This window comes from Lentzea sp. NPDC005914 (genome assembly GCF_040629405.1).
GTDB lineage: Bacteria > Actinomycetota > Actinomycetes > Mycobacteriales > Pseudonocardiaceae > Lentzea.
Genome location: NZ_JBEXVQ010000041.1, coordinates 14163 through 36657, shown reverse-complemented (window position 1 = coordinate 36657; position 22495 = coordinate 14163). Strand labels below are relative to the sequence as shown.

Here is a 22495-nt window from a genome sequence, read left to right as displayed (position 1 = left end):
CATGATTCGCTCTGTGCTGGCCGCGGCCGCATTAGTGCTCGCCACCGCCACTCCGGCCTCGGCCGAACCGACCGGCTACCTCATCTGGGACTCCGACAAGGACTCGTCGCCCACCCACGGCAGTTCGGGCAGCTGGACGCCGCCGAGCCTGTTCTCCGTGCGGGAGGACCCGGAGAAGGGCAACCTGATCCGGATCAAGGGCGAGTCCCCGGACGAGCGGGACTACATCATGATCGAGCTCGCCCGCCACGACGGGCAGCGCATCGGCGAGGGCGACTTCGCGGATGAGAGGGTGCACGTCGTCTACCACGGGCTGGGCTCGTGGGACGAGGGCGGCGACTTCGCCGTCGAGCACATCGCGTTCAACGCCGAGGGCCTGATCTCGGAGTTCGACGGCGCTGCCGAGCACCACAACGGGGACCGACCGGACAGCACGTTCCGCGCGAAGGTCAGCTACCGCCGCTGACGGCACCCCGCCGTCAGGCGTGGTCGTCGGAGACCTCCTGGCGGGCCGCGCGGTGACGGGACACCAATGTCGCGTCAGGCCGGCACACGGCGCACGGCGTGAACTGCAGTTGCCGTGCTTCCTGCGCCGGGAGGCCCAGCGTGGGCCTCCCGGCGAGCCAGGAACACGAGCTCAGGTGGTATCGGGGCCGCTCGTCCAGCACCCGCACCTCGTCCACCAGATCGGCCACCGCGAGCAGGTCTGCCGCGTCGGTGTCCTCTTCCGGTGGTTCCTCGTCAGCGGGCGGCATGTCGGCTTCTGCCGGCACCACCACCCGTTGATCATCAGCGACAGCTAGTTGATCTACACTCTGCGCGGCGGCTGCGGGGTCCCCCGGACGTCGTCGCCACCAGTCCCAGATCAGAACCACGGCGGCGAGCACGCTCGCGCCCACGGACGACCACGCCCAGATCGTGTCGGACGTGGTCAGTGCGGGCACGAGCAACCCGAGGGCAGCCAGCACCAGAAGTAGAACTACGAAGAGCACCTAGTGGACAGTAGTTCAGCCCGCTTCGGCGCGTGCGCCGAAGGAGTAGCCCTGGGAACGGCCCTCGGACGGAGCGGCCGGGCCGCGGTCCTGCAGGTCGCGCAGGGACGACTCGAGCATCGTCTTCAGTCGCGTGCGGTACTCGCGCTCGAACGTCTGCAGCTTGTCGATCTGCTTCTCGAGCGTGTTCTTCTCCTGGGTGATGTTGCCCATCACCTCGGCGTGCTTGCGCTGCGCGTCGCGGTCGAGCGCCGTGGCCTTCTCACGGGCCTGCCGCTCGAGCGTCTCGGAACGCGTGCGCGCGTCGTTCAGCATGGTCTCGGCACGCGTGCGCGCCTCGTTGACCATCGTGTCGGCCTTGGCACGGGCCTCGGACAGCAACTGCTCCGACTTCGTGCGGGCCTCGGACAGCATGCCGTCGGCTTCGGCCTTGGCCTCGCCGGTCAGCCTGTCCGCCATCTCCTGGGCGAGACCCAGGACCTTGGCAGCCTGCACGTGGTGGTCGCCGCCCCCGCCAGGGGACGTCTGCTCCATGACCGTGGGCGGCGGGACCGGCGCCAGGCGGCGCGGCTCCTCGACCGGCATACGGCTCGTCATGGGGCCGGAGGAAGAAGCCTTCGCCCGCGCGTCGTCGAGGTCGGCACGCGCGGTCTCGAGCTGCTGGTCGAGCTGCTCGACCTGCTGACGGAGGTCGTTGTTCTCCTCGATCAAGCGGGCCAGCTCGCCCTCAACCAGGTCGAGGAACGCGTCCACCTCGTCCTCGTTGTAGCCCCGCTTGCCAATCGGCGGCTTGCTGAATGCAACGTTGTGCACGTCAGCGGGGGTCAACGGCATCGGATCACCTCTCGCACTCCTGGGCTGCGGTCATCCCCGGTTCCCCGTCACCTGGGATCTGCGAATCGCATCAGAATGATAACGACCAGCCACAGCACAATAATCGATAGGTCCAGCCCGACGCCCCCGATCCGCACAGTCGGGATGATCCGACGGACGACGCGGACCGGTGGGTCGGTCACGGTGTAAACGGTCTCCAGCGTCACGGCCACGCCGCCCGCGGGGCGCCACTCCCTCGCAAAGGTCCTCACCATCTCGACCACGACACGCGCGGTCAGGAACAGGGAGAACGCGAAGAGGACGTAGAAGATGACGAGACGGATCGGGTCCACGGGTCAACTCTAACCGTGGTTCCCGAACCCACCCTCCGCCAGCTTCCGCCGATCCTCCGCCGTCACGTCGACGTTGGGCGGTGAGAGAAGGAACACCCTGCTGGTGATCTTGTCCATGGACCCGCGAAGAGCGAACGCGAGACCGGCCGAGAAGTCGACGAGACGCTTGGCGTCCGCGTCGTCCATGTCGGTCAGGTTCAAGATCACTGGAGTGCCGTCGCGGTAGTGCTCCCCGATCGTGCGCGCCTCGCTGTAGTTACGGGGGTGCAGCGTGGTGATGCGCGCCAACGGGTTGCCTGCCGGCTCGGCGACTGGACGCAGCCTGCTCACGGGCTCGCGCTGCGGCTCGACCGCGAGTGCGCCGTGCACCGGGGGTGCATCGGCGGTCCAGCGCCGCGTGCTCGAGGGGCTGCCCCCGCGCCGCGACTCCGGCTCGTAGTCGTCCGACTCGTCGATGTCGGCCCGGTATCCGGAGCCCGAGAGCTCCGACCGGCCCGGTGTGAACACGCGGTTGCGCCGCGGGTAGGGGTCGTAGTCGTCGGCCTCGGCCGCGTACTCGGACCGGTAGTCGCCGTAGCGGCCGCGGTCGTCGTCGTAGCCGGGGTCGTCTGCGTACTCGGCGGGGACCATCCCGAAGTAGGCCTTCAGCTTGTGCAAAGCGCTCATTCCAGCCCCTCCTCGGCGGTTCCCCACTAATAGGGACGGTGCGGACGGTCCCGAGGTTCCCGACAACCTACGGCAACGTTAGCCGCCTGCTCCCGAGCAACGCCGTTCCGACACGCACACAGGTCGATCCGTGCGAGATGGCATCTTCCAGGTCTCCGCTCATCCCCGCTGACACCCGGGTGGCAGTGGGATGATCATCACGTAGGCCTGATACCACTGACGCCAACGCCTCAAACGCCTGCGATGGCTTCATCGTCCGCGGTGCGACAGTCATCGCACCTCGGAGAATAAGATCACCCGAACGAGTGATCACGCCAGCCAGTTCCGCGACATCCGGGACGGCACAACCACCTCGTGACGTGTCGCCGTCGATGCTCACCTGCAGCAACACGTCGAGCTTCACGCCCTTCGCGTGCGCCGCCCTCGCCAGTGCCTCGGCCAGCCTCACGCTGTCCACCGAGTCGACCTGGTCGGCCCACTCGACGACGGACTTCGCCTTGTTCCGCTGCAACCGGCCGACCATGTGCCATCTCGCGCCGTCGAGATGTCTCAACTGGCCGACTTTCTCGCTGGCTTCCTGATCCCTGTTTTCCGCGAAATTCCGCAAGCCGAGCTCGTACAGGAGCTCGACATCGCTCGCGGGCCAGGTTTTCGTCACCGCGAGCAACATCACTTCGGAACGATCACGGCCCGCCGCTTTGCAGGCGTTGGCGATGCGCTCTTCTACCTCCGCGAGGTTCGCGGCGAGCTCTTCTCTCCTGCCTGTCACGGCTCGATCCAAATGACCGACGCGAGCCGTCCGGTCGGGGCCTGGCGGCGGTGGCTGAAGAGGTCCTTCTCCTCGAACGTGCAGCGCGGGTCGACGCCGATCTTGCCGACGCCGGCGCTGCCCAGCTGGTTCCAGAGCCCTGCCCGCAGATCGAGCGCGGGCGTGCCCTTGCGCGACTTCGAGGCGCTGCCGGGCAGGTGCTTCTCGACGTCCCGCTGCATGTCGGCGGGCACCTCGTAGCACTCGCCGCACACCGCTGGGCCGAGCAGCACCTCGATGCGTTCGAGCTCGGCACCCTGCGCCATCATCGCTTTCAAGGTCTCGACGACGACCCCGACACGCGCGCCGACACGCCCGGCGTGGACCGCGCCGATCACGCCGGCCTCCTCGTCGCCGAGCAGCACCGGGACGCAATCGGCCGTGAGCACCACGAGCCCGAGGCCAGGCTGTTTCGTCACGACGCCGTCGGTCGCCTCCAGCGGCTCGGCCTGCGGACCGTCGACCACCCCGACGGTCCGGCCGTGCACCTGCTCCATCCAGACCAGACGGTCCGGCGTGAGACCGATGCCCTCGGCGAGTCGGGCGCGGTTTGCCTCGACGGCCTTCTCGTCGTCCCCCACGTGGTCGCCGAGGTTGAACGAGTCGTACGGAGCCTTGGACACGCCACCAGCACGAGTGGTGACAACACGACGAATGCGCACGCTCACACCCTAGTTCGACATAGAAAGAACCCCCTGAGAACCAAAGGTACTCAGGGGGTCCGACAAGATCATCCAGCAGTTATCGCCGCATGAACGGCGGCACGTCCACCTCGTCGTCCGGGTCCTCGGTGACCGGCACCGGACGCGACGGGAGCGAGCCGTTCTGCGACAGCGACCGCGGCACGCTCGGCACGTACCCGTTGCCCTGCACCGGCGAAGGCTGCGGCGGCACGGTGGCGGGCGGCTGCGTCACGGGCGGCGCCTGACGGACCTCGGGCTGAGGAACGGGCGGCGCCACCGGCGGAGGAGGCGTGTGCGTCTGAGCGAACGGCTGCGGCACAGGTGCGTGCGTGGGCGCGGCCGACGCCGTGGCGATCGGGCCGGTGGCCGTGCGAGGCGCCGAGGACAACGCCGTCGGCTCCAGCTTCTTGTGCGTGGGCCCGCCGCTGTCGAACCCGGCGGCGATCACCGTGACCCGCACCTCGTCGCCGAGGGAGTCGTCGATGACCGTACCGAAGATGATGTTCGCGTCCGGGTGCGCGGCCTCCTGGACCAGCGACGCGGACTCGTTGATCTCGAACAGGCCCAGGTCGGAGCCACCCGCGATCGAGAGCAGCACGCCGTGCGCGCCCTCCATCGAGGCCTCCAGCAGCGGCGAGTTGATCGCCTTCTGCGCGGCCTGGACGGCGCGGCCCTCACCGCGCGCGGAACCGATGCCCATCAACGCCGAGCCCGCGCCGGACATGACCGACTTGACGTCGGCGAAGTCCAGGTTGATCAGACCGGGGGTCGTGATCAGGTCGGTGATGCCCTGGACACCGGAGAGGAGCACCTCGTCGGCCGAGCGGAACGCGTCCATCAGGCTGACACCGATGTCACCCAGCTGGAGCAGCCGGTCGTTGGGGATGACGATCAGCGTGTCGCACTCGTTGCGCAGCGCCTGGATGCCGTCTTCCGCCTGCTTGGCACGGCGCTTGCCCTCGAAGGAGAACGGCCGCGTGACGACACCGATGGTCAGTGCGCCGAGCTTGCGGGCGATCGAGGCCACCACCGGCGCGCCGCCGGTGCCGGTGCCGCCGCCCTCGCCGGCGGTCACGAAGACCATGTCGGCCCCCTTGAGGACCTCCTCGATCTCCTCGCGGTGGTCTTCGGCGGCCCTGTGCCCGACCTCCGGGTTCGCGCCGGCACCGAGACCGCGGGTCAACTCGCGGCCGATGTCGAGCTTGACGTCGGCATCAGACATCAGCAAGGCCTGTGCGTCGGTGTTCACCGCGATGAACTCGACGCCCTTGAGCCCGACCTCGATCATGCGGTTGACGGCGTTGACGCCGCCACCACCGATGCCGACGACCTTGATCACCGCGAGGTAGTTGTGCGGGGGCGTCATCGGATCCGCCTTCCTGATCGTGGTCCGTGCTGTGGTGCTGGGTGGTGATGCACCCGGATTGAAACCCTCAACCTCTCGTCGAGATCATGAGTTATGTCAACCCCGTATGTTCCTGCTGGACGGTAAGCACCGGCGGTGCGTCGGTCCAGCAGCCACGCCGTAGGGTCCCAACACTGTGCGCTACTACTCCCCGGTCGTGCCGTCAAGTAGCGCGCACGGCCCTGAGGACGACGCACCACAAGCGTAGTCGGACGTCGAATCAGAGATCGTCTCGCCCACACCTACGCCGCTTCCACCTCATTTTCCGGTGACCGGTCGCTACTGTCAGTAGATGGGGACGAAGATGCTGAGCGTCGCGCTGGCCGCGATCGCTCTGGGGGCAGTGACGGTCGCACCCGCCAGTGCGGCAGAAGGAAATCCGATCATCGAGATCACCAGCGTGGCTCGGGGCACGTGCCTGCAGATCGAGGTCGACCCCGCGCCCGACCGTCCGAGGGTGGTGCTCGCCGACTGCACAGGAGCTCCTGACCAGCGCTGGGAACAGATCCCGGTCGGCGACGGCAGGGTCATCCTGCGCAACACCACGATGCGCGACTGCGTCGAGGCCAACTTCAGCCTGACGAACTTCTGGTGCGACGAGAAGTCGGACTACCAGCACGCGGAACTGGTCGCGGACCGGGACGGCACAGTGCGGATCAAGTACGGCGACGACTACGTCGACAGCTCGTCCAACGACGTCAACGTGTACGCGGAGCCGATGGTCGCCGACTCCGACCACCAGCGGTGGCGGGTGCGGCAGACCGGGACCACGGCTCCACCGGCCGACACCGCGGGCCAGGTCGTGCGGCTCGAGGCCGTGGCGCTGGACTACGGGTGTCTCGGTGTCGACGGTTCGTCCACTCCCAAGTCGCTGCCCTGCGCCGACGTGGCAGGACAGAGGTTCCAGCGGGTCGAGCTGGCCGGCGGCGGCACCGCGCTGCGCAGCCTGGCGAACGACAAGTGCCTCAACGCCGAGGCCGGTGCCGAAGCCGTGGTCGACGCGCTGAGCGAATGCGACATCGCCGACACCGGCCAGCACTGGAGGTTCGACCGCACCGCCGTCGGCACCTACCGCGTCTGGTCGGGCGAGCGGCTCCTCACTCCCGGCGACGACCACGCGTGGGCGGTTCCCGAGTACCCGCCCTTCATCCCCGTCCAGACCTGGCACGTCACCGCCGCCTAGTCGCCGACCGTTCCGTCCAGCAACTCCCTGACCACGTCCAGCTGACCGGCGTGCCGGGCGGTCTCCTCGATGACGTGCGCGAGCACCCATCGGGCCGAGACCGTCCGGTCGCCCCGCAACGGCACGACCTGGTCCAGGTCGGCCAGAATCGCGCGGCTGGTCTCGCACTGGTCCCGGTACTCGCCGAGCAACCGGGCGAGCGTCTCGCCTTCTTCGACGCGCCAGTCCGCGTCGGGGTCCTCCATCGTGTACGGCGCGCGCGACTCGCGTCCGGCCAGCACCACCTCGAACCAGTGGTGCTCCACCCACCGCACGTGCTTCACCAGACCTGCGGCCGTCGTCAGCTTCGACGGCAGCACCGCGCGCGTTGCGTCGTCGTCGGCCAGACCGTCGACCTTCAGCTCGATCGTGGCGCGCAGGTAGTCCAACAGGGCCGTGTAGGTCGCGCGCTCGTCGGCGACCAGTGGTGGTGCGGTACGTGTCATGCGGCGCAGCGTGCAGGAGCGCCGTTGTCACCGCACCGCATTTATCCGCTGGGCCGCGAGACGTCCGGAGATCAGCACCGGAGGCACCCCGACGCCCGGTGTGGTGCCCGCGCCCGCCAACGCCACGTTCTCGGCGCCCTTGACGACGTTGCGCGGCCTGAACGGCCCGGTCTGGGCGAAGGTGTGGGCGAGCCCGAACGGCGTGCCCGCGGCGTTGCCCCAGTCCGGTGGCGTGACGAGGTGCTCGTCCTGGATCGCCGCGCCGAAGCCGTCGAGGCCGCGCTTCTCGAGCGTGGCTACCAGCTCGTCGCGGTACCTGGGTGCGATTCGCGGCCAGTCGATCGGGCCTGTCTCGAGGTTCGGGCACGGCGCCAGCACGTAATGCAGGCCGTTCTGCGCGTGCGTGACGAGCAGCGACGGGTCCGACATCAACTGTCCCTTGTGGACGACCTCGTCGAACGTGTCGCGCCAGGCCGCGCCGAACAGGATGTTGTGGTGGCCGAGGTCCCACGTGCGATCCGTCGCGGCGTGCAGCACCACGGCCGATGGCGACCAACGGTGCTTGACCAGCCGTCGCGGGCGTTTACCGAGCAACCGGTACGCGTCGGGGAGCTCACACGCCAGCACCACGGCGTCACACTCGATGCGCTCTTCGGCGGTATGGACGGCTTTGACCCGTGCGCCACTCCACTCCAGACGCGTGACCGTTGTGCCGTAACGGAACTCTGCGCCGTGCTTCTCCGCCGCCTTGCTGAGCGCTTGCGGCACGGCGTGCATCCCGCCGCGTGGGTAGTACACGCCCGCGATGGTGTCCATGTACGCGATGACCGCGTACGCCGCGAGGGCTTGCTGCGGCGGCACTCCCGCGTACAGCGCCTGGAACGAGAACAGCCGGATCAGCCGCTCGTCCTTGATGAACCGCCGCAGCTGAGACTCCAGCCGCCCGAACCCGCCGAGGCTCGCCAGCCTGAGCAGTTCCGGCCGGAGCAGGTCGAGCGGCGAGTCGAAGTTGGCACCGATGAAGCGCTCCCGCTGCACCGCGTACAGCTCGCCCAGCCACCGCCGCAGCTCCCGGTACCCGGCCGCCTCCCTTGCGCCGCAGACGGTGCGGACCTCGTCCTCCATCGCGGAACCGTCGGTGTGCACGGCGAGGGAAGACCCGTCCGCGAACCGTGCGCGATAGGCGGGGTCGACCCGGTCGAGCGTCAGCCAGTCCGCGAGCCGCTCTCCCACCGCGCCGAACGCCTCGTCCAGGTACTCGGGCATCGTCAGCACCGTGGGACCGCTGTCGGCGGTGAACCCGCCCACCTGGACGGTCCCGGCGCGACCTCCTGGCACGTCAGCCTTTTCGAGCACGGTGACCCGCCGGCCGGTGCCCTGCAGGTGCAACGCGGCGGACAGTCCGGCAAGACCGGCGCCCACCACCACGACGTGTCCTGCCATGCGTACTTCCTTCGGGTGACAACGACCAATACGGCTAATGCCGCGCGGAGCAGTCCGATGAGCACGGTAGTCGTTCACTACGAGGAGGCCCGTCTTGGCACCCGCACCCGCGTCCGTGCGTTCGCTCGTCATCGAGGCGATCGTGTTGGAACTCGTGACCAGCAGGCTGGGCGGCCTGCTCGTGCGGGTCGCGACAGCGCTCAGGGTGAACGGCTGACGGGAGCGGATGTCCGTGTGCTCCCAGCCGACTCCTCGGTCCCCGTACCGGCGTCCGCGCCGATTTCCGACACCATCACGGCCACCGGCACCACAGCCGTGACTCACGCTCGCCGGCACCAGGGTCGTTGGCGCGCTGAAGGCTGACAGCGGGTGGGATCGGATCGGACCGGGCAGGGCCGCCGATCCCACCCCTGTCGAAGAATCAGGACTGTCGAAGAATCAGGAAACCGTGGCCAGTTCCGGGGACGACACGTCGTACGTCGTGCCCTCCCGCGAGAGCAGCACCAGCAGCACAGCCGCCTTGCGCGGGGTGTCGTCGGAGCTGCCCCACTTCACCACGCGGTTGCCGGACAGCGTCACCTTCACGTCGGCACCGGACGTGGCCGCCACCGCGATCACGTCGGGCCGCAGCTTCTCCGGCAGCTCGTTCACGACCCCGACCACGGCGCGAGTGGCCGGGTCCGCGGACGACGGAGCGGCGAGCACCAGTTCGGGTACGCCCGGTGCCGCCGCGGGGAGGACCGCGTAGTCCTTGCCGGTGGAGTCGACCAGGTGGAAGCCGTCGGGCAGCTTCACCGAACCGACGGGGACGCGTTCGGTGATCAGCAGCCGCACGGTGCCCGGCAGCTGGCGTTCCACCTCGATGCGGGCAACGCGGGGCACGGCGGCCACGCGCTCGCGGATGCCGGCGAGATCCAGGCGCACCAACGGAGAGCCGGGCTCGATGGCGGCGGCACGGCGGACCTCGTCGTCTGTCAGCACCACGGCGCCGTGGACGTCCACGCTGCGAACACCCAGCAACGGCGTGAAGAACACGCTGTAAGACAAACCCACGATGGAGAGCAACGTCAGCACCGCGACCAGGCGGCGGCGCAGGATCACCCTGCGCCGCGCCCGGTACTCGGCACTCATCTTCGGCCGCCGGTTCGAGGCGGGGCGTACTCGCGTGGACCTGCCGCGAACCGGGGCGCTCATGCCTGCACTTGCTCCGACAGTGCGCTGACGATCTCGGGCCCGAGCATCGTCACGTCACCCGCGCCCATGGTCACCACCAGGTCGCCGTCGCGGACCAGCGACGCCACCAGAGCGGGCACCCGGTCGAACGACGGCTCGTAGTGCACGGAAGCCGTTACCTGGTCGGCGATCAGCCCACCGGTCACGCCCGGCTCCGGCTCCTCGCGGGCGCCGTACACGTCCAGCACGACCACTTCGTCGGCCAGCGACAGAGCGGCGGCGAACTCGGTGGCGAACGTGCGGGTGCGCGAGTACAGGTGCGGCTGGAACACCACGATGACACGGCCCGCCCCAGCGACTGGACGTGCCGCACGCAGCTGTGCGTCGACCTCGGTCGGGTGGTGCGCGTAGTCGTCGTAGACCGACACGCCGTTGGCGCGGCCCTTGAACTCGAACCGCCGCCGCACGCCACCGAAGGCAGCGAGACCCTCGAGCATCCCGGCCTGGTCGGCACCGAGCTCGAGACCGGCGAGCAGAGCGGCAACGGCGTTCAACGCCATGTGCTCACCCGGCACCGCGACCTTGACCTCCACGGCCACACCGTCGATCTCGACCGACGCCAGGCCACCGGACTCGGCGGGCTTGTAGTCGACGATGCGCGCGTCGGCAGCGCCACGGCCGTACTCACGCACACGGATGCCACGAGCACGAGCCTCGGTGATCAACCGCGCCGCGCCCGGATCGTCCACACAGGACACCAGCACGCCACCCGGCACGATCCGGTCCAGGAACGAGTCGAACACGGCCGTGTACGCCTCAACGGTTCCGTGGTGGTCGAGGTGGTCCGCTTCGACGTTCGTCACGACGGCGACCGACGGCGAGAAGAACAGGAACGAGCCGTCAGACTCGTCCGCCTCGGCCACGAACACACCGCCGGTGCCCTGGTGAGCGTTCGCACCGGACTCGTTCAGGTCACCACCGATGGCGAACGACGGGTCCAACCGGCAGTGCTGCAAGGCGACGGTCAACATCGAGGTGGTCGACGTCTTGCCGTGCGTGCCGGCAACACACACGACCCGATGGTCTTCCATCAACGCGGCCAACGCTTCCGCGCGGCGCAGCACCGTGATGCCGCGCTCGCGAGCCGCCGAGTACTCCGGGTTCGACGCCTTGATCGCGGTCGACACCACGACCTCGGTCGGACCTCCGTCGAGCTGGTCGAGGTTCGAGGAGTCGTGGCCCACGGCGATCCGCGCACCCTGGGCACGCAGAGCCAGGACGGTCCGCGAGTCCTTGGCGTCCGAACCGGACACCTGCACGCCACGCGCCAGCAGAATGCGGGCGATGCCGCTCATTCCGGCACCACCGATGCCCACGAGGTGAACGCGTTCGAGGCTCACTTCTTGATCACCTCCAGGACGGCGCGGGCCAGGATCTCGTCGGCTTCACGACGACCGGTGCCCAAAGTCGCCTGGGACATGGCGGCCAGCCGCGCGCGGTCGGCCATCAGCGGCACCACCAGCGAGGCGACCTTCTCGGGCGTGAGCTCCGCGTCCGGCACCAGCAGGCCACCACCGGCGGAGACGACAGGGCCCGCGTTCAGCGCTTGCTCGCCGTTGCCGTGGGGCAGCGGCACGAACACCGCGGGCAGACCGACGGCCGAGACCTCGGCGACGGTCATCGCGCCCGAGCGGCACAGCACGGCGTCCGCGGCGGCGTACGCCAGGTCCATGCGCTCCAGGTACGGCACCGGCACGTACGCGGGCGCGCCCGGAACCTGTTGCACCGCAACGCTGTTCTTCGGACCGTACGCGTGCAGCACGCCGACGCCCGCCTGGGCGAACGCCGCCGCCGCGGGTGCGACGGCCTCGTTGATCGACCGCGCGCCCTGCGAGCCACCGAACACGAGCAGGACCGGCGCGTGCGGGTCGAGACCGAAGAAGCGGCGGCCCTCGTCGCGCAACGCCGCGCGGTTGAGCGTCGTGATCGACTGGCGCAGCGGGATGCCGATGATCTGCGCGTCCGTGAGGCCCGAGTCCGGCACGGCGGCCGCGACGTGCGCGGCGAACTTGGCGCCGACCTTGTTCGCGAGACCGGCCTTGGCGTTCGCCTCGTGCACCACGATCGGCACCCGGCCACGCGCGGCCAGGTACGCGGGCAGCGCCACGTAGCCGCCGAAGCCGACGACGACGTCCGCGCCGACGCGTTCCAGCACCTCGCGGGTCTGCTTCACCGCGCCGCGCACGTTCAGCGGCAGCTTGAGCAGGTCCAGCGTGGGCTTGCGCGGCATCGGCACCGGCGGGATCAGCTCCAGCGGGTAGCCGCGGGCCGGCACGATCTTGGTCTCCAGGCCGCGCTCGGTGCCGAGCGCGACGACGCGTGCGTCCGGTCGCAGTCGCATGACCGCGTCGGCCAGCGCCAGTGCCGGCTCGATGTGTCCCGCGGTGCCACCACCTGCGACCACGACGCACGGACCACTGGGGGCAGGGTGCCCGGTCAAGACTTGCCTCCGGATATTGGTTTTGACTCGAATCAGTTGTATCGCCCGCGGCCGCGGGTCGACCGTCCCTGTTCGGAACGGCTCTGGTTCACCCGCCGCGTTTCGCGGCGACGGTACTCCGACGGCGGAGCGGACCTTCCGGCCATACGACGTTCGTCGACGACCGGAAGTTGCGCGGTGCGCCTGCCCGGCGCGCGGGGAGGCGTGGACGGGCGGACCGGCTTGCGCTTGGGCGGCGGCCGGTACGCCTCGGGCGCGGGCAGCTTGAGCAGCCAGCCGACCCGGCCGGGACCGAGCGACCGCAGCGCCGCCACGGCTTCGGGCTCGTGCCGGGCGCAGTTCGCGAGGATGCCGAACACGATCATGGTCATCACGACGGACGTGCCGCCGGAGGAGATCATCGGCAGCGTGATGCCGGTGACGGGCAGCAGCCGCACGACGTAGCCGATGTTGATCGCGGCCTGCGCGACCAGCCACACCGTGAGCGTCGCGGACACGATCCGGATCCACGGGTCGGTGTTGCGCCACGCCACCCGCAGCCCGACCCACGCGAGGCCGCCGAACAGCGCCAGCACCAGCGCGCACCCGACGAACCCGAGCTCCTCGCCGATGACGGCGAAGATGAAGTCCGACTCGACGTTGGGCAGGTACCGCCACTGCGAGCTGCCCTGCGCGAGCCCCTTGCCGAACAGGCCGCCCTCGGCGAGCGCGAACATCGCCTGACGGGCCTGCAGACCCGCGCCCTGCGGATCGGCGTCGGGGTTGAGGAACGTCGACACGCGCTGCAACCGGTACGCGGCACCGATCGCGAGCACGACGGCACCGGCCACCGCGCCACCGGCGATCACGCCGAACAACCGCATCGGCGCGCCCACGAACCACAGCAGGCTGATCAGCACCACGCCGAGCGTGATCGTGCCGCCGAGGTCGGGCTGCAGCATGACCAGCGCGAACACCAGCATCGCGACCGGTACGACGGGTACCAGCAGATGCCGGTACTGCGACAGCAACGCCCGTTTGGTGACGAGCACGTGCGCGCCCCACAACGCCAGCGCGAGCTTGACCGCCTCGATCGGCTGGAACGAGATCGGCCCGACGGTGAACCACGACCGTGCGCCACCGCGGACATCGCCCAGCGGCGTCAGCACCAGAACCAGCAGCAGCACGCCGATGCCCATCGCGGCCGTCGACAGATGTCGCAGGCGCCGCAACGGAAACCGCAGCACCAGCCAGAACAGCACGGCGCCGATGCAGACGTAGATCAGCTGCTTCTGGAACACGCTGTACGCCGACACACCCGACGCGACCTGTCCCGGCGCCGAGGCCGACAGCACCATCACCAGACCGAGCACCGTGAGCATGCCGAAGATCGCGAGCAACAGGTGGAAGTCCGCGAGCGGGCGACTCAGCCACGAGGTCAGACCGCCGCGCAACGACGCGACACGGCCCGTGGTCCGAACCTTCCGCTTGCTTCTCGGCTTGTCGGCGACGACGGTCACCAGATCATCGTCTCCTGTGTCAAGCGCTCGAACGGGGATTCCTGTGGCGTGTCGCTGCATGGTGTTGTGGCCGCCGGCCTTTGCCCCGTGTTTCGACGGTCAGACGGGTGCATCGTGGTGCCGGCCCCGCGTCCTCATATCGGGCATATGGGGGCGCGGGGCCGGTACCGCGAGGCGCCCTGCTGAGCGCCGAAAGACGCGGTGAAGGCCGGCGGTCACGACACCACCACCCTACCGGTCACGGCTTTCAGCCCGACGTCAACCGCCGGACGGCCTCCGCGAACGACTGCCCGCGATGGGCGTAGTCGGTGAACATGTCCATCGACGCCGCCGCCGGGGCGAGCAGCACCGTGTCGCCGGGCTGTGCCAGTTCCTGCGCGGCCCGCACCACGGCGACCATCGGCTCGTCGTCGTCGGCGACGTCGAGCACGCGCACCGGCACGTCCGGAGCGTGACGAGCCATCGCTTCGGCGATCACCGCACGGTCGGCGCCGATCAGCACCGCACCCCGCAACCGGTGGGCTTCCGCACGCACCATCTCGTCGACCGAGGCGCCCTTGAGCAGGCCGCCCGCGATCCAGACGACGCTGTCGAACGCCCTTAGCGACGCCACGGCAGCGTGCGGGTTCGTCGCCTTCGAGTCGTTGATATATTGGATATCAGCGGCGACCGTAACGAGGACAGCGCGATGAGCTGCCGGTTCGAACGCCTCCAGGCCCTCGCGCACGGCCTCGGACGGCACACCGTATGCACGCGCCAGAGCCGTTGCGGCCAGTGCGTCCGCGATGCCGGGAGGACCGGCCGGGCGGATCTTCGAGACCTCGATCAGCGGTTCGTCGTCGGCGAACGCGCGGTCGACCAGCCAGCCGTCGCGCACGCCGAGCTGGCCGTCCGAGGGCTCGTCCAGCGTGAAACCGATGCGGTCACGGGCCGGCGACTCTTCCAGCAGATCCACGACGAGGTCGTCGTCGAGCCAGCCGATCGCCACGTCACCGGTGAGGATCCGGGCCTTGGCCTGCGCGTACGGCTCCATGCCGCCGTGCCAGTCGAGGTGGTCCTCGGCGAGGTTGAGCAGCGCGCCCGCCTGCGGCCGCACCGACGGCGCCCAGTGCAGCTGGAAGCTCGACAGCTCCACGGCGAGCACCCGGCGTCCGGCCAGCAGCGCGTCCACGACAGGAAGCCCGACGTTTCCGCAGGCCACGGCATCCGCACCGGCGGCGTGCAGGATCGACTCCAGCATGCCGACCGTGGTGGTCTTGCCGTTCGTGCCGGTGACCGCCAGCCACACCGGCGGGTCGGCCAGCTCGGAGGCCATCCGCCAGGCCAGCTCGACCTCGCCGATCACCTCGATGCCCGCCGACGACGCCGCGGCCAGCAACGGGCTCGACGGCTGCCACCCCGGCGAGGTGACGACCAGCGACGTCCCGGCGGGCGGCTCGGTCAGGCCGGGCACGAGCTCGACGCCGTCCAGCAGCGTCTCGAGCGCCATCAGCCGTTCCGGCGACGAGTCCGTCACCACGACCTCAGCGCCCGCCGCGAGCAACGCCTCGGCGGCGGACCGGCCGGTCACACCGGCACCGGCGACCAGTACCCGTGAACCGGCCAGCTTCGTCATCAGATCCCGCCTGTCAGCCACTCGCTGTAGAACACGCCAAGACCGAACATGCAGCAGATGCCCGCCATCAGCCAGAACCGGATGATGACAGTGGTTTCCGCCCACCCGGCGAGTTCGAAGTGGTGGTGGAACGGTGCCATGCGGAACAGGCGCCGTCGTGAGGTGCGGAAGACCGCGACCTGCAACGCCACCGACAGCGCCTCGACCACGAACAGACCACCGATGACGATCATCAGCAGCTCGGTGCGAGTCGCGATCGCGAGACCGGCGACCAGACCACCCAGCGCGAGCGAACCGGTGTCACCCATGAAGATCTTGGCCGGGGCGGCGTTCCACCAGAGGAAGCCGATGCAGCCCGCCATCGCGGCGGCCGCGATCACCGCCAGGTCCAGCGGGTCGCGCACGTCGTAGCACCCGGCGACGGCGTAGCTGGAGCAGTTGTAGCGGAACTGCCAGAACGAGATCACCACGTACGTGCCGAACACCATCGCCGACGAGCCACCGGCCAGGCCGTCGAGACCGTCGGTCAGGTTCACGGCGTTGGACCACGCGGCGACCATGCCGTAGCAGAAGACGATGAACCCGACGACACCGAACGAGACCACGGTGATGTCGCGGACGAACGACAGGTTGACCGACGCGGGCGTCAGGCCGTCCTTGTTCGGGAACTGCAGCACCAGGATCGCGAACGTGATCGTCGCGATGAACTGGCCCACCAGCTTCGCGGTCTTGTTCAGGCCCAGGTTGCGGGCCTTGCGGATCTTGATGAAGTCGTCGAGGAAGCCGACGAGCCCCAGCGACGTCGTCAGCATCAGCACGAGCAGGCCGGACGCCGTCGGGGTCTGCCCCGACGCCGAGGCCGACATCGAGTTCACGAGGTGCGTGCCGAGGTAGCCGGCCCACATGGCGACCAGGATGGCGAGGCCACCCATGGTCGGCGTGCCGCGCTTGGTCTTGTGGTGCTGCGGACCGTCCTCGCGGATCTCCTGGCCGAAGCCCTGCCGGGAGAAGACCTTGATCAGGTAGGGCGTCAGCAGGATCGACACCGTGAGTGCGATCGCTGCCGCGATCAGGATGCTCTTCACTTGGTTCCTGCCTCCAGCAGGGCCTCGGCGATGCGCCACAGGCGGTAGGCGTTGGATGCCTTGACCAGCACGACGTCACCGGGCCGGATGTCCGCGCGCAGCAACGCGATCGCCGCGTCCGCGTCCGGCACCAGAACGGACTCTTCCCCCCAAGATCCTTCCAGGTGCGCACCTTGGTGCATCGCGCGGGCCGCGTCACCGATGACGACCAGCTTGCTGATGTCGAGACGGACCACGAGGCGGCCGATCTCGTCGTGCTCGCGCACCGCGTCGTCACCCAGTTCGGCCATCGGGCCGAGCACGGCCCAGCTGCGGCGGGCGGGCGTGGTGGCGCGCGAGATCGTCGCGAGCGCCTTCAACGCCGCCCGCACCGAGTCCGGGTTCGCGTTGTACGCGTCGTCGATGACGGTGACGCCGTCCTCCCGGTCGGTGATCACCATGCGGTGCGCGGAAACCCGTTCGGCGGCGCCCAGTCGTTCGGCGACCTCCTGCGGGGTGGCGCCCAGCTCCAGTGCGATCGCGGCGGCGACCAGCGCGTTGCCCACCTGGTGCGGGCCGTTCAACGCCAGCTTGACCCGTGCGTCGCCCTTCGCGGTCTTGAGCGTGAAGCTCGCGCGGGCCTGCTCGTCCAGCTCGATGTCCTCCGCGCGGACGTCGGCGTTCTTGTTCTCGCCGACGAGGACGACCTTGGCCTTCGTGCGGCTCGCCATGCCCGCGACCAGCGGGTCGTCGGCGTTGAGGATCGCGACGCCGTCCTCCGGCAGGGCCTCGACGAGCTCGCCCTTGCCCTGCGCGATGCCTTCCCTGGAACCGAACTCGGACAGGTGCGCGGTGCCGACGTTCAGCACGGCACCGAAGCGCGGCGGCGCGATCTCGCACAGGTTCGCGATGTGGCCGATCCCGCGCGCGGACAGCTCCAGCACGAGGAACCGGGTGTCCTCGGTGGACCGCAGCGCGGTCCAGGGGTGGCCGAGCTCGTTGTTGAACGAACCGGGCGGCGCGATGGTCTCGCCGACCGGGCTGAGCACCTGGGCGATGAGGTCCTTCGTGGACGTCTTGCCCGCCGAACCGGTGACCCCGACGATCGTGAGGTCCTTGAGCTGGTCCGTGACGTACCGGGCGAGCTTGGCCAGCGCCTCGAGCACCGCGGCGCCCTCGCCGTTCTTGTCGCCCGCGAGCACGTAGGCGTTGGCGTGCTTGGTCTCCACCGGCGGCGCGATCACCGCGGGCGCGTCGACCTCGCGTCCGGCCAGCACGCCGGCCGCGCCGCTCGCGACCGCCTGGGCGGCGAAGTCGTGGCCGTCCACGCGCTCACCGGGAAGGGCCAGGAAGAGGCCGCCCTCGGTGACCTTGCGGGTGTCGAACTCGATGGAGCCCGTCACGGTCTGGCTGCCATCGGTTGCGTGCAAGCGTCCGCCGACGATCTCTGCGATCTCGGCGAGCGTGAGTGCGATCAACGGTGCGCCTCTCTGATCGCGGCGGTCAGCGTCTCGACGTCCGAGAACGGGTGGATCACGCCGGCGATCTCTTGTCCCGTCTCGTGTCCCTTGCCCGCCACGACGACGACATCTCCCGGATCGGCCAGCTCGACGGCCTTGTCGATCGCGAGCTTCCGGTCACCGATCTCGAGCACCTCGCCGCGGTTCTCGGTGGCGAGAGCCCCTTCGAGCATGGCGGCCCGAATAGAGGACGCGTCTTCGCTCCTGGGGTTGTCATCGGTGATGATCAACACGTCGGATCGTTGTGCGGCGGCCTCGCCCATGAGCGGCCGCTTGGCCCGGTCGCGGTCACCGCCGCAGCCGAGCACGATGATCACCCGGCCGTCGGTCTTCGCACGGACGGCGTCCAGCGCGAGCGCGACGGCGGCGGGCTTGTGCGAGTAGTCGACGACCGCGGTGAACGCCTGACCCTCGTCGACGCGCTGCATGCGGCCGGGGACCTGGACGGTGCTCAGGCCTTCGGCGATGGCCTGCGCGGGGATGCCCTCCGCGTGCAGGCAGGCGATCGCGAGCAGGGCGTTCGCGATGTTGAAGCTGCCGGCCAGCTGCAGGTGGATCTCGATGTCGCCGTCGGGGCCGTGCGCGGTGAACGTCTGCTCACCGGTCTGGCTCACCTCGACGTTGCTCGCGGTCCAGGTGGCGGGCTTGGTCGTGGCGACGGTGATCGTGGTGTCCTTGACCAGCCGGGGACCCCACTCGCCGTCGGCGCAGACGACCTCCTTGCGCGCGCGGCCGTCGAACAGCTGCGCCTTGACCTCGAAGTACTCCTCCATCGAGGCGTGGAAGTCGAGGTGGTCCTGGCTGAGGTTGGTGAACGCGCCGATCTCGAACTCGGTGGCGGCGACGCGGCCCAGCTCCAGCGCGTGGCTCGACACCTCCATGGCGACGTCGGTGATGCCGCGCTCGGCCATGACCGCGAACAGCGCCTGCAGGTCCGGCGCCTCGGGCGTGGTGTGCGAGCTGTCCAGCTGCTCGGTGCCGATGCGGGTGCCGACCGTGCCGATGAGGCCCGTGTTCCTCCCCGCGGCCCGGAGCGCGGACTCGATCATGTACGTGGTGGTGGTCTTGCCGGACGTGCCGGTCACACCCCACAGCCTGATCTTGGTCGACGGCCGGCCGTAGACGTGCGCGGCGAGCAGGCCCACCACCTCGCGCGGGCGCGGGTGGATCAGCACGGGCACGTCCTTGAGGGCCTCGCGCGCGGCACCGGCCTCGTCGGTGAGCACCGCGACGGCACCGTTGGCGATCGCCGTCTCGGCGAAGTCGGCACCGTGCACGCGGGCACCGGGCAGCGCGGCGTAGAGGTCGCCGGGGACCACGTGCTGTGCACGCAGCGTCACCCCCGTCACCTGGACGTCGGCATGTGCTGGCCTGGTCAGGTGCACGTCGGCGACCGCGGCGAGAGCAGCCGCGGAAGCAGGGCGAATGGCGTTGGGGCGGGGCGGGGCGGTCGCGACCTTGCCCTCGAGCTTGGCAGGCACGGGCAAGAGGCTACCGGCGTGCGCGGAGTGGCCGAGCGGCGCGTTGGCGTTCGGGTGATGATCTGCCCGGATGGGCCGTTCGAGTGGCCGTTCTCGCTGGGCTTCAGGAGTGAGCCCGTCCGGCCGAACAAGTTCCTGCCCGCTTTGTGACTTTGGGCCCTGTGGGCGCTGGGGCACGCGCGGTGAGGTAGAGAGCGGCAGGAGGCGGCGATGAGAACAACCACGGCGGTGGAACCCAGGAGATTCTCTTTCTGGGCACCGGATTTCAGTCGTTCCGTGACGGTCGGGGTGGACACTTCCGAGACCGCGTACCACGCGTTCGAATGGGCGGCGCGCCACGCGTGGGCGCTGCGAACAGACCTTCAGGTGTACTTGGCGGACCCCGGCGACACCACGGTCCAGCGGGTCCTCGAACGACTCCCCATGCTCACCGCCCACTTCCGCCCGAGCGGTGACGACCCGGTGGCCGCACTGGTGAGGGCGTCGGACTCCAGCGCGACCCTGGTCCTGGGGTGCAAGGGCGAACAGCACCGCAGCCTGGGTCTGGGCTCCCTCGTCCTCCCGGTGTTGCGCCGCGCGCGGTGCGGAGTCGTAGTGGTGCGCGGACGACCCCCGGCGATCCGTGGCGAGTACGGCTGGATCACCGCGGCCGTCGGCGGGTGCGAGGACCCGGTCGTGCTGCGGCGCGCGGTCGAGCTCTGCCGCACCCGCCGAGCGTCCCTGCGCCTGCTGCACGTCCACCCGCCGGCCCAGCACGGCGTTGCCGTCCCTCGTGACGAGGCCGCGGTCCGTGGCGCGGTGTTGTTCCTGCGCACGACGGCTCCCGAGCTCACGCCCGAGGTCATCGTCGAGTCCCGTCATCCGCACGAGGCGCTGGCTGCTCTCGACTCGGACCTCGTTGTCGTGGGGCGTGGCGGGCAGCACGACGGCGTCGGCCTGATCACGAGGGCAGCCCTCTACCACTCGTCCTGTCCGGTGCTCGTCGCCCGGCCGGAGCCCCTGCACGACGATCGGGTGGTGCCGTAAGAGCGGCTGGGTCTAGCAGGCCTTGCGCAGCACGGTTCCGGTCGTGCCGCGCAGCGACACCGAACGCACGGACGAGCCCTTTTCGTTCGTGTGCACCGATGGGAGCCGCACGGTGACGGCGGAGCTGCCGGTCTTGTTCGCGTTGACGATCACGGTGCCGCACGCGAAGTCGCGCCGGAACACGTTCGAGGCGACCTCGTAGTACGCCGCGGCCGGCTCGCCCAGGTCCCAGTCGTACTCGGCGCGCCACGGGGAGGCGTTGTCGTAGCGGTCGGTCTCCTGGATCTCGGAGAGCGCCGCGCGTGAGCCCGCCGCCAGCAGGTAGCTCGCGAAGGCGTAGCGGAACGGCTGCTCGGCGCCGCTGTGGTGCGGCTGCACCCAGGTGATCTTGCCCTTGGCCTCGTCTGCGGTGATCTGGGCCACCTGGCGGCTCCAGCCCTCCGGGTACTCCGAGAGGAGGTCCTTGTCGCCGAACGTCAGCCACCACTCGTCGAAGCCGCCGTCCAGGTATTCGACGTAGGAATCCCACGCGCCCTCGTGCAGGCGGGCGTTGGACATGTTGGCGACGGTCTTGAGACCGGCGTCGACGAACTTCTGCCGCGTGTTGGCGAACATCGAGCGGTACGCGTCGCGCATCGACTCGTCGGTGCGGTACGAAGCCGGGCAGACACCGTCGTGGTAGGTGTCGCACGCGAACAGCGCGTTGTCCATGAACACGCCGTCGAACACATCGCGCGACGACGCGATCACGTTGTCCGCCCAGGCGTTCTGGTAAGCGGGATTACCGACGTCCATCTGCCAGTGGCCCTCATAGCCGTCGTACTCGAACCGCTGACCGTTCTGGTCGAGCAGGAACCACGACGGGTCGGCCGCGCAGTAACCCACGCCGGTCGGCAGATCGGTGTCGTCCACGCCGTTCTGGCACGCGTAGCTGCGCGTGGAGGAGAGGTCCTTGTAGACGAAGGTCTGGATCTTCGGATTAGCCGCCTTGAACTTCTCGGCAAGATCGCTTTCCCAGGCGTTCAGCACGACGTAGGAACGACGCGACGCCTCGGCGGTGATCATTTCGTCGGTCGTCGGCGAGCTGTTCATGTGCAGCCAGTACGACTTCGCCGTCCTGCTTTCCTCCTCTGCCTGAGCTGCGGGAACGAATGACGCCGTCACCACGCTGACCAAGATCAAATATCCCCAGAAACGCACGCCAAACCCCATCTCGCCTTGCACTTCGGTTTCGAAGTATTAGACGTGATGAAATGCGTCTCATTACGATAATGTGCAGTGGGGATTTTCACTGTCAAACAATGAAATGCGTCATTGCCACGCGTGGGCGTGTCTCAAATCACTTGCCAAAACGACAAACGTCGCCAACAATGCGGACTCGTGACCGCGAGAAATCAACTTGCCACTCTCCGCAACTATGCCGGCGTGACGGCGGTGGACTTCAGCGGGCAGGACCTCACTTCGCTCCGCACGGCGCACCTGCGGTTCACGCGATGTTCGTTCGCCGGGGCCGACCTGCGGCACGCCACCCTGGACCAGTGCTCGTTCAAGATGTGCGACCTCAGCGGCGCGGACCTGCGCGGCGCCTCGCTGCGCGGGGTCAGCCTGGCCGGTTGCGACCTGCGGGGCGCCGATCTGCGTGACACCGACCTGACCGGCGCGAGGCTCGCCCACGTGAACACCGGAACGCCCCCGCACGGGCTGACCGACGTCACCGGTGCCCGGTTCGACGGAGCGACGCTGCACGAGGTCCACGCGGAGGACGTTGTCGGGTGGCCGTTCTGAG

The 22495-nt window shown here is 69.2% G+C and carries 23 protein-coding genes; 5 read left to right on the top strand and 18 right to left on the bottom strand.

Annotated features, from left to right (window positions below; translation table 11 throughout):
* Position 1 precedes the first annotated feature (1 nt).
* Positions 2 to 466: a hypothetical protein gene (locus ABZ345_RS39395; RefSeq protein ID WP_359860058.1), complete on the top strand. Its 465-nt coding sequence runs from the start codon at positions 2 to 4 to the stop codon at positions 464 to 466.
* Between the two features lie 13 nt (positions 467 to 479).
* Here ABZ345_RS39395 and ABZ345_RS39390 read toward each other — a convergent pair whose 3' ends face one another.
* The 7 genes from ABZ345_RS39390 to ftsZ all read right to left on the bottom strand — a co-directional run bounded on the left by ABZ345_RS39390 (position 480) and on the right by ftsZ (position 5681).
* Complete coding sequence (locus ABZ345_RS39390) at positions 480 to 992, bottom strand: hypothetical protein (RefSeq protein ID WP_359860057.1); 513 nt, start codon at positions 990 to 992, stop codon at positions 480 to 482.
* 15 nt (positions 993 to 1007) lie between these two features.
* Positions 1008 to 1826, bottom strand: coding sequence for a DivIVA domain-containing protein (locus ABZ345_RS39385; protein ID WP_359860056.1), 819 nt, complete (start codon positions 1824 to 1826; stop codon positions 1008 to 1010).
* 47 nt (positions 1827 to 1873) lie between these two features.
* Positions 1874 to 2158 carry a YggT family protein gene (locus ABZ345_RS39380; protein ID WP_359860055.1) on the bottom strand — a complete coding sequence of 95 codons (285 nt, stop codon included), beginning with the start codon at positions 2156 to 2158 and terminating at the stop codon, positions 1874 to 1876.
* Between the two features lie 9 nt (positions 2159 to 2167).
* Positions 2168 to 2824, bottom strand: coding sequence for a cell division protein SepF (locus ABZ345_RS39375; protein ID WP_359860054.1), 657 nt, complete (start codon positions 2822 to 2824; stop codon positions 2168 to 2170).
* Positions 2825 to 2891: 67 nt separating this feature from the next.
* Complete coding sequence (locus ABZ345_RS39370) at positions 2892 to 3605, bottom strand: YggS family pyridoxal phosphate-dependent enzyme (RefSeq protein ID WP_359860053.1); 714 nt, start codon at positions 3603 to 3605, stop codon at positions 2892 to 2894.
* Entirely contained in the window at positions 3590 to 4294 is a 705-nt protein-coding gene (pgeF, locus tag ABZ345_RS39365; protein WP_359860052.1) for a peptidoglycan editing factor PgeF, read from the bottom strand. Before pgeF ends, ABZ345_RS39370 begins: the two co-directional genes overlap by 16 nt.
* 79 nt (positions 4295 to 4373) lie before the next feature.
* Positions 4374 to 5681, bottom strand: a complete 1308-nt coding sequence (ftsZ, locus tag ABZ345_RS39360) for a cell division protein FtsZ (protein WP_359860051.1) — start codon at positions 5679 to 5681, stop codon at positions 4374 to 4376.
* A gap of 331 nt (positions 5682 to 6012) precedes the next feature.
* Here ftsZ and ABZ345_RS39355 point away from each other — a divergent pair, with 331 nt between their 5' ends.
* On the top strand, positions 6013 to 6903 hold the full coding sequence (locus ABZ345_RS39355; protein WP_359860050.1) for a hypothetical protein: 891 nt from the start codon (positions 6013 to 6015) through the stop codon (positions 6901 to 6903).
* On the opposite strand, the gene ABZ345_RS39350 is transcribed toward ABZ345_RS39355, so the two are convergent.
* The gene (locus tag ABZ345_RS39350) at positions 6900 to 7388 is read right to left on the bottom strand and encodes a DinB family protein (protein WP_359860049.1); all 489 of its coding nucleotides are present in this window, start codon (positions 7386 to 7388) and stop codon (positions 6900 to 6902) included. The genes ABZ345_RS39355 and ABZ345_RS39350 overlap by 4 nt on opposite strands.
* A gap of 27 nt (positions 7389 to 7415) precedes the next feature.
* Positions 7416 to 8831, bottom strand: a complete 1416-nt coding sequence (crtI, locus tag ABZ345_RS39345; RefSeq protein WP_359860048.1) for a phytoene desaturase family protein — start codon at positions 8829 to 8831, stop codon at positions 7416 to 7418.
* A 94-nt stretch (positions 8832 to 8925) separates the two neighbouring features.
* Here crtI and ABZ345_RS39340 point away from each other — a divergent pair, with 94 nt between their 5' ends.
* Positions 8926 to 9048 carry a hypothetical protein gene (locus ABZ345_RS39340; protein ID WP_359860047.1) on the top strand — a complete coding sequence of 41 codons (123 nt, stop codon included), beginning with the start codon at positions 8926 to 8928 and terminating at the stop codon, positions 9046 to 9048.
* 221 nt (positions 9049 to 9269) lie between these two features.
* Here ABZ345_RS39340 and ABZ345_RS39335 read toward each other — a convergent pair whose 3' ends face one another.
* The 8 genes from ABZ345_RS39335 to ABZ345_RS39300 form a co-directional block, all read right to left on the bottom strand.
* Entirely contained in the window at positions 9270 to 10025 is a 756-nt protein-coding gene (locus ABZ345_RS39335) for an FtsQ-type POTRA domain-containing protein (protein ID WP_359860046.1), read from the bottom strand.
* A complete protein-coding gene (murC, locus tag ABZ345_RS39330) occupies positions 10022 to 11404 on the bottom strand; it encodes a UDP-N-acetylmuramate--L-alanine ligase (protein ID WP_359860045.1) in 1383 nt (460 codons plus the stop codon). Before murC ends, ABZ345_RS39335 begins: the two co-directional genes overlap by 4 nt.
* Positions 11401 to 12519: an undecaprenyldiphospho-muramoylpentapeptide beta-N-acetylglucosaminyltransferase gene (gene murG, locus ABZ345_RS39325; protein WP_359860108.1), complete on the bottom strand. Its 1119-nt coding sequence runs from the start codon at positions 12517 to 12519 to the stop codon at positions 11401 to 11403. Before murG ends, murC begins: the two co-directional genes overlap by 4 nt.
* A gap of 17 nt (positions 12520 to 12536) precedes the next feature.
* Complete coding sequence (gene ftsW, locus ABZ345_RS39320; RefSeq protein WP_359860044.1) at positions 12537 to 14003, bottom strand: putative lipid II flippase FtsW; 1467 nt, start codon at positions 14001 to 14003, stop codon at positions 12537 to 12539.
* A gap of 247 nt (positions 14004 to 14250) precedes the next feature.
* The gene (gene murD / locus ABZ345_RS39315; protein ID WP_359860043.1) at positions 14251 to 15618 is read right to left on the bottom strand and encodes a UDP-N-acetylmuramoyl-L-alanine--D-glutamate ligase; all 1368 of its coding nucleotides are present in this window, start codon (positions 15616 to 15618) and stop codon (positions 14251 to 14253) included.
* Entirely contained in the window at positions 15618 to 16703 is a 1086-nt protein-coding gene (gene mraY / locus ABZ345_RS39310; RefSeq protein ID WP_359860042.1) for a phospho-N-acetylmuramoyl-pentapeptide-transferase, read from the bottom strand. Before mraY ends, murD begins: the two co-directional genes overlap by 1 nt.
* Positions 16700 to 18160: a UDP-N-acetylmuramoyl-tripeptide--D-alanyl-D-alanine ligase gene (murF, locus tag ABZ345_RS39305; RefSeq protein WP_359860041.1), complete on the bottom strand. Its 1461-nt coding sequence runs from the start codon at positions 18158 to 18160 to the stop codon at positions 16700 to 16702. Before murF ends, mraY begins: the two co-directional genes overlap by 4 nt.
* Positions 18157 to 19683 (bottom strand): UDP-N-acetylmuramoyl-L-alanyl-D-glutamate--2,6-diaminopimelate ligase, encoded by a 1527-nt coding sequence (locus ABZ345_RS39300; protein WP_359860040.1) that lies wholly within the window; start codon positions 19681 to 19683, stop codon positions 18157 to 18159. The genes murF and ABZ345_RS39300 overlap by 4 nt, the downstream gene beginning before the upstream one ends.
* A 276-nt stretch (positions 19684 to 19959) precedes the next feature.
* Here ABZ345_RS39300 and ABZ345_RS39295 point away from each other — a divergent pair, with 276 nt between their 5' ends.
* Positions 19960 to 20709, top strand: a complete 750-nt coding sequence (locus tag ABZ345_RS39295) for a universal stress protein (protein WP_359860039.1) — start codon at positions 19960 to 19962, stop codon at positions 20707 to 20709.
* Positions 20710 to 20721: 12 nt separating this feature from the next.
* Here the strand turns inward: ABZ345_RS39295 and ABZ345_RS39290 are convergent, their stop codons facing one another.
* Complete coding sequence (locus tag ABZ345_RS39290; protein ID WP_359860038.1) at positions 20722 to 21876, bottom strand: putative glycoside hydrolase; 1155 nt, start codon at positions 21874 to 21876, stop codon at positions 20722 to 20724.
* A 258-nt stretch (positions 21877 to 22134) separates the two neighbouring features.
* On the opposite strand from ABZ345_RS39290, the gene ABZ345_RS39285 reads away from it, so the two are divergent.
* Entirely contained in the window at positions 22135 to 22494 is a 360-nt protein-coding gene (locus ABZ345_RS39285) for a pentapeptide repeat-containing protein (protein ID WP_359860037.1), read from the top strand.
* The last annotated feature ends 1 nt before the right edge of the window (position 22495 follow it).